The sequence below is a fragment of the Streptomyces sp. NPDC058459 genome (genome assembly GCF_042721685.1).
In the GTDB taxonomy this organism is placed as follows: Bacteria; Actinomycetota; Actinomycetes; order Streptomycetales; family Streptomycetaceae; genus Streptomyces.
In genome coordinates, this window is the sequence record NZ_JBHXLV010000084.1 from 18,765 (window position 1) to 25,554 (window position 6,790).

The following is a 6,790-nucleotide window of genomic DNA, read 5'->3' on the forward strand; positions in this document are numbered from 1 at the left end:
GCGCCCTGGTCGGCACCGCCGGACGGGACCGGCGGGATGTACTGGGTCGCGCCCTGGTCGGCACCGCCGGACGGGACCGGCGGGATGTACTGGGTCGCGCCCTGGTCGGCACCGCCGGACGGGACCGGCGGGATGTACTGGGTGGCAGCCTGGTCGGCAGCGCCCGGCGGGACCGGCGGGATGTACTGGGTCGCGCCCTCGGGGCCGTGGCTGGGGCCGGGTCCCACGGGGGGCATGTACTGCGTGGCGGCCTCGTCCATCGGTGGCGGCGCGGCCTGCGGCGGGTAGCCGTAGTCCTGGTGCTGCCGCGGGTAGGGCTGGGCGCCGCCGTACCCCTGCGCGTCGTAGGCGGGGCCGGCGGGCGGCATGGGGCCGGGGCCGGCCGGCTGCTCCGGGCCCGGCCACTGCTGGGCGGCGGCCGGTGGCCAGCCCTGGCCCTGCTGGGGCTGCTGTTCCTGACCGGCGCCCCAGGAGTCGCCCCACTCCTGACCACCCTGGGGCGCGGCGGGTGGGCCCGTCATGCCCGGCAGCAGGGGCTCCCCTCCGTCGGAGGGCAGCACGATGCCTTCGTGCGCGGGTCGCGCCGAGGGCTCATCGCCCTGTCCACTCTGCGTCACCGGGACTCCTACGATTGAAGGACGTTCGGAATCGTCGGCTCACGCTACCGGGTCCGCCGAGCCCGGTGCCACGCAGCTCAGCGCCCGAGTGCCCTTTCCCACAAGGGCACTCGGGCGCCCCCGCGTGTTCGAGTCCCTCGTCAGGCAGCCTGCCGGACATCGAGCCGCGCCCCGAACTCCCGCACCACCGCCTCGTCCCGGAAGGGCTGCAACCGCTGCTGGAGATCATCCAGGTACTCGGTGCCCCGCTCGGAGCGGAGCGTCTCCAGCAGCTCCACCGCCTTCATGCCGGTGCCGCACGCCTGCTCGATCTCGCGCTGCTGCACCTGGGCCGTGGCGAGGAGCACATAGCCGATGGCCCGGCGCCGGGCCCGGGAGACGGGGTGCCGCTCCAGCGCCTGCCGGGCGTACCGGGCCGCCGCCTCGGGCTGGCCGAGGTCGCGGTGGCAGTGCGCCAACTCGTCGGCGAGATACGCCTCGTCGAAGTGGGCGATCCACACCGGGTCGTCCCCGTCGGCCGCGTCCGCCCGCTCCAGCGCCGAGATGGCCCGCCCGGCGGACGCCTGCGCGGCGCGCACATCACCCAGCACGGCGTGCCCGCGCGCCTCGGCCGCGTGGAACATCGACTCCGCGCGCGGGGTGACCCGGCCCCGGGCGCCCTCCTGCGCGGCGCGCGCCAACTGGGCGATCTCGCGCGGGTTTCCCAGCTCGCCGGCGAGATGGCTCATGGACGCGGCCAGCACATACCCGCCGTACGCCCGGTCGCCGGCCGCCTGCGCCAGGCGCAGCGACTGGATGTAGTACCGCTGAGCCAGGCCGGGTTGGCCGGTGTCCACCGCCATGTACCCGGCCAGCTCGGTCAACCGGGCGACGGTGGCGAAGAGTTCACGCCCGACCGCCTCCCGGTAGGAGCCGGCGAGCAGCCCGGAGACCACGCTGTTGAGGTAGTGCACGACGACCGGTCGGACATGCCCGCTGCCGTACTGGTGGTCGAGGTCGACCAGCGCCTGGGTCATGGAGCGCACGGCCGCCACGTCGGCCTGGCCCACACGCGGGCCCGCCTGCCGCGCCACCTGGGCGTCCGGCGCCGAGATCAGCCAGTCCCGGCTGGGCTCGACCAGCGCGGAGGCGGCGACCGAGGAACCGGTCAGGAAGTCCCGCCGCCCCACGTCGCTGCGCCACAGCTCGCAGACCTGCTCGATGGCCCCCAGTACCGTCGGCGAGAACTGGAGGCCCACGCCGGAGGCGAGGTTCTTGCCGTTGGCCATGCCGATCTCGTCGATCGTGACCGTGCGGCCGAGCTTGCGGCCGAGTGCCTCCGCGATGATCGCCGGGGCGCGTCCGCGCGGCTGCTGGCCGCGCAGCCAGCGGGCCACGGACGTCTTGTCGTAGCGCAGGTCGAGTCCGTGCTCGGCGCCGCACATGTTGACGCGTCGGGCCAGCCCCGCGTTCGAGCACCCCGCTTCCTGGATGAGTGCCTGCAGCCTTTCGTTGGGCTGCCTCGCCACTAGCGGCCTCGCGGCCATGCGCTACCCCCTGCGAACCCCTGGAGCGTGAAGATCCCACCGGACGTTCCGGTCATGCGGATCACTTCCCAGTCGACATACGGTCAATGCGCGAGATGTGCGGTTTGCCGGGGTAAAGCCGTGAGCGGGCGCGCCCCGTGCCCTTCCTGGCTACCCGCGCCGGCGGCACGTCCCTCCCACGCGCCCCCGCCCGTGCTCCCATGCGCCCCGGCCGGCCGTCCGGTGCCGTCCCGCGCGCGGCCGGACCGTAACTCCAGGTGGGTGCGGGAGTTGAGTGGGACGTGGACGAGACGACCGCGGGCCCGGAGACGGCCCGGATTCCGCCCCAGCGCCGGGAATCGCCGCTGGAGGCCGCCGTTGCCTACGTCGAGGAGCGGCACTGGGAGGTGCTGGCGGGCAGTTGGCTGGAGGACTTCGGCGGGGTGCGGTACTGCTCCTGCGGCGACACCGTCTGCCCCGCGCCCGGCGCACACCCCACGCGCCCCGACTGGGCGACGCGCGCGACCGGCAGCGCGAGCGTGGTCCGGCGGATGTGGCAGGCGCGGCCCACGGCGTCGGTCCTGCTGCCGACGGGCCGCACCTTCGACGCGCTGTCCGTCCCCGAGAGCACCGGCTTCCTGGCGCTGGCCCGGATGCGGCGCATGGAGCTGAACATCGGCCCGGTGACGGTCACCCCGGACCGGCAGATGCAGTTCTTCGTGCTGCCGGGCGGCGCGGCCAAGACACCGGAGCTGGTGCGGCGACTGCGCTGGACGACGTTCGCGCGGTATCTGGTACCGCTCGGCGAGGGGCGGTACGTGGCCGCGCCGCCGACCCGGGTCGGTTCGCGGGGCGCGGTGCAGTGGGCATGCCGCCCCACGCCCGCCAACCGCTGGCTGCCGGACGCGGAGGAACTGGTACCGCCGCTCGCGTACGCCTGCGGCCGGGACTTCTGAGCCGTACGCCTGCGGCCGGGCCCAGTCAGCCGTACTCGGAGCCGGGTGTTCCGCCGCACCGGTGCCCCGGAGGGGGGCGGTCGCCGTAGGGTTTCCGTCATGACCGAGGCAGCGGTGCGGGTACGGGGACTCTGGAAGCGGTTCGGGCAGCAGATCGCGGTCGGCGGCATCGATCTCGAGCTGCCGGCCGGGAAGTTCATCGGGCTGGTGGGCCCGAACGGAGCGGGCAAGACGACCACCCTGTCGATGGTGACCGGTCTGCTCCGGCCCGATCAGGGGTCGGTCGAGATCGCCGGGCACGACGTGTGGCGGGACCCTGTCGCGGTGAAGTCCCGGATCGGGGTGCTGCCGGAGGGGCTGCGGCTGTTCGAGCGGCTGTCGGGCCGTGAACTGCTGGCCTACAGCGGCCGGTTGCGCGGGCTGCCGGGCGCCGAGGTGGACAAGCGGGCCACCCAGCTGCTGGACGTGCTGGACCTCGCCGGGGTGCAGCACAAGCTCGTCGTCGACTACTCGACCGGTATGCGCAAGAAGATCGGGCTGGCCGCGGCGCTGCTGCACAACCCCGAAGTGCTGTTCCTGGACGAGCCGTTCGAGGGGGTCGACCCGGTGTCGGCCCAGATCATCCGGGGTGTGCTGGAGCGGTACACCGCCTCCGGCGCCACCGTGGTGTTCTCCTCGCACGTGATGGAGCTGGTGGAGTCGCTGTGCGACTGGGTCGCGGTGCTGGCCGCCGGGCGCATCCGGGCGACCGGGACGCTGGCCGAGGTGCGCGGTGAACACCCCACGCTCCAGGCCGCGTTCCTGGAGCTGGTGGGCGCGAACGACCGGGACACCGGGTCCGATCTGGACTGGCTCGGCGGCGGGGTGGTCCGATGACGACCGCGACGCCTTCTTCGGTGACCTCGGTCCTGGTCAGGCTGAAGCTGTCCCTGCTGCGCAACGGGCTGCGGCAGTCCACGGGCCGGCGGGCCGCGTTCGTCGCGTCGGCGGTGCTCACCCTGATCTTCGCGCTGCTGCAACTGCTGGGCTTCGTCGCCCTGCGCTTCCAGTCCCACCCGGAGTCCGTCGCCGTGCCCGGGGTCGCGGTGCTCGCGCTGGGCTGGGCGGTGATGCCGCTGTTCTTCCCCGGCGGCGACGAGACGCTGGACCCGACCCGGCTGGTGATGCTGCCCCTGCGGCCCCGGCCGCTGGTACGCGGGCTGCTGGTGGCCTCGCTGGCCGGCGTCGGCCCGGTGTTCACGCTGCTGGTGCTGGCGGGCTGCGGGCTGTCGCTGGCGCACGGCGCGGGCTGGGCCTTCGCGGTCGTCGGGGTCGCGCTGGCGCTGCTGACCTGCGTGGCGCTCGCGCGCGCGGTCGCCGCGGCCAACGTCCGCCTGCTGACCAGCCGCAGGGGCCGTGACCTCGCGGTGCTGAGCGGGCTGGTCATCGCCATCGGCGGCCAGCTCGTCAACTTCGGCGCGCAGCGGCTCGGTTCGGGCGGCCTCGGTCAGCTCAGGCCGGTCGCCGACGTGCTGTCCTGGGTACCGCCCGCCTCGGCCCTGGGCGCGGTGCGCTCGGCGAGCGAGGGGGCGTACGATACGGCGCTGGCCCAACTTGCCTTGTGTGCCGTGCTGTTGGTGCTGCTGATCGGATCGTGGGCGCGGAGCCTGACCCGGCTGATGACCTCGCCGGACGGCTCCACGCTCCAGGCGGCCGACGCCGGCGGCCGCGACCGTGCCTCCGCCGGGCTCGCCCGGCTGCTGCCGGCCGGGCGCACGGGAGCGGTGATGGAGCGGACCCTGCGCTACATCTGGCGCGACCCGAAGACCAAGGCGGCGTGGGTGACCTCGCTGGCGATCGGCCTGATCGTGCCGGTGTTCAACGCGATCCAGGGCGCGGGCTCGCTGTACTTCGCGTGCTTCGCCTCCGGGATGCTCGGCATCCAGATGTACAACCAGTTCGGGCAGGACACCTCCGCGTTCTGGATGGTGGCCATGACCATCTCCGACGACCGCGACGCCTACGCCGAGCTGCGCGGCCGGGCGCTGGCCCTGCTGCTGATCACCCTGCCGTACGCCACCCTCGTCACCGTGGTGACCACCGCGCTGCTGGGCGACTGGTCCCGGCTGCCGGAGGTGCTGGGCCTCTCCCTGGCGCTGCTCGGCGCGATGCTCGCCACCGGCGCCTGGACCTCGGCCCGCTCCCCGTACTCGATACCGCAGGAGGGCCACAAGAACGTGGCACCCGGTCAGGCGGGCCTCGCCTGGATCTCGATCTTCGGCGGGATGGTCGCGGCGGCCCTGCTCTGCTCCCCGGTCATCGCGGCGACGATCTGGCTGAACGTCAGCGACGGCGGCGCCTGGTGGTCCTGGCTCCTCCTCCCGGCGGGCACCGCGTACGGAGCGGCCCTCGCCCTGACCGGCCTGCGCCTGGCAGCCCCGAAGACGGCGGCCCGGCTGCCGGAGATCCTGACGGCGGTGAGCAGGGGATAGGGCCGCGCCGCCTCGACGGTGCGACGCGGGCGGGGCAGGTGCTCCCGGGGCCGGAGGCCGAGCCTCAGGACGTCTCCAGTTCGCCCAGGAAGCGGTCCAGCACCCCCTGCCAGGCCGCCGGCTGGTCGTAGTGGGGGACGTGGCCCGCGTCCGGGATCTCGGCGTAGCGGCCCTCGGGGAGGACCCGGACCATTTCCTGGGCCTCGGCCCTGCCGAGTTCGCCGTCGAGGCCGCGGACGACGAGGGCGGGGCAGCGGACCTGGGTGAGTTCGTCCCAGTGGGCGTCGTGGACCCAGGTCTCGCGGGTACGGAGCATGCGGTCGGGGTCGAACAGGGGGCGCCAGCCGTCGGCGGACTCGTGCATGACCTCGGCGTAGAAGGCGCCGCGCGCGGGGTCGGGGCGCTCCAGGCGGGGATCGTCCTCGGCGAACCAGCGCCGGACGTCGGCGAGGGTGGGGAAGGGCAGCGGCCAGGAGCGGAACCAGTCGGCCCACTCGGCCTGCGAGGCGGCGCCCAGCGCGGAGGCCCGCATGTCGCAGATGACGAGGCCCCGCACCAGGTCGGGACGGCGGGCGGCGAGCTGCCAGGCGGTGAGGGCGCCCATCGCGTGGCCGACCAGGACGGCCGGGGCGAGGGCGAGCTGTTCCAGCGCGGCCTCGGCGTCCTCGACGTACGCCTCGCGGGTGCAGGCCGCCTCCGGGGGCTGGGCGCTCTGGCCGTGCCCGCGCTGGTCGAGCGCGACCGCGCGGTGCCGTCCGGCGAGACCCCGGACCGTGGGCGCCCAGTGCGCGGCACGCCCCATCAGACCGTGGAGGAGCAGCACGCCGGGCCCGGCCTCCTCCTTGGGGGGCTCCGCGAACTCCCATGCGGCAAGCCGCACCCCGCCCGCCCCTGTCACCTCGATACGCCGTGCCATCGACCTGGCACCCCCCAGCTCCGCCTGCCTCGTACCGGTGTACTGCCCCTGCCCCTGCCGCTGCCGTGTTGTCGTCGTGGTGCTGCCGTCGTGGTGCTGCCGTAGTGGTTCTGTCGGAAGTGGTTCCGTCGTCGCAGGTTATCGAATGCTCATTCGACATGGGCATTCGCTCGACCAACACCCCTCGTTCGAGTGACACCTGAAGAGGAATGATCGCCACCACCGAGGGGATCTTCTCTGGCGTGGGGGGACGGACCGCTCGGGGAAAAACGGTCCGGAGGGACTGACCCTGGGAGCTCGGGGCTCCGGGTCGGTACCGGGGAGG

General features: G+C 73.9%; 5 protein-coding genes and 1 pseudogene. 3 read left to right on the forward strand and 3 right to left on the reverse strand.

The features are described 5' to 3' along the window. Window positions 1-617: pseudogene (locus tag ACFWN1_RS17550) on the reverse strand (hypothetical protein); the annotation flags it as partial. 140 nt (window positions 618-757) lie between these two features. Beyond that, window positions 758-2,143, reverse strand: a complete 1,386-nt coding sequence (locus ACFWN1_RS17555) for a transcriptional regulator (protein WP_384362765.1) — start codon at window positions 2,141-2,143, stop codon at window positions 758-760. A gap of 281 nt (window positions 2,144-2,424) precedes the next feature. Between ACFWN1_RS17555 and ACFWN1_RS17560 the strand changes: the two genes are divergently transcribed. From ACFWN1_RS17560 to ACFWN1_RS17570, 3 genes are all read left to right on the forward strand, one after another. Next, a complete protein-coding gene (locus ACFWN1_RS17560) occupies window positions 2,425-3,078 on the forward strand; it encodes a bifunctional DNA primase/polymerase (protein WP_384362767.1) in 654 nt (217 codons plus the stop codon). Window positions 3,079-3,177: 99 nt separating this feature from the next. Further along, complete coding sequence (locus ACFWN1_RS17565; protein WP_384362769.1) at window positions 3,178-3,954, forward strand: ABC transporter ATP-binding protein; 777 nt, start codon at window positions 3,178-3,180, stop codon at window positions 3,952-3,954. Beyond that, the gene (locus ACFWN1_RS17570; protein WP_384362771.1) at window positions 3,951-5,549 is read left to right on the forward strand and encodes a transporter; all 1,599 of its coding nucleotides are present in this window, start codon (window positions 3,951-3,953) and stop codon (window positions 5,547-5,549) included. Before ACFWN1_RS17565 ends, ACFWN1_RS17570 begins: the two co-directional genes overlap by 4 nt. 64 nt (window positions 5,550-5,613) lie before the next feature. Here the strand turns inward: ACFWN1_RS17570 and ACFWN1_RS17575 are convergent, their stop codons facing one another. Next, complete coding sequence (locus ACFWN1_RS17575) at window positions 5,614-6,465, reverse strand: alpha/beta fold hydrolase (RefSeq protein WP_384362773.1); 852 nt, start codon at window positions 6,463-6,465, stop codon at window positions 5,614-5,616. Window positions 6,466-6,790 lie beyond the last annotated feature (325 nt).

Excerpts from the sequence above, each read along its gene's own strand:
- ACFWN1_RS17575 (WP_384362773.1), bottom strand. The coding sequence starts at position 6,465 with ATGGCACGGCGTATCGAGGTGACAGGGGCGGGCGGGGTGCGGCTTGCC.
- ACFWN1_RS17570 (WP_384362771.1), top strand. The coding sequence starts at position 3,951 with ATGACGACCGCGACGCCTTCTTCGGTGACCTCGGTCCTGGTCAGGCTG.
- ACFWN1_RS17565 (WP_384362769.1), top strand. The coding sequence starts at position 3,178 with ATGACCGAGGCAGCGGTGCGGGTACGGGGACTCTGGAAGCGGTTCGGG.
- ACFWN1_RS17555 (WP_384362765.1), bottom strand. The coding sequence starts at position 2,143 with ATGGCCGCGAGGCCGCTAGTGGCGAGGCAGCCCAACGAAAGGCTGCAG.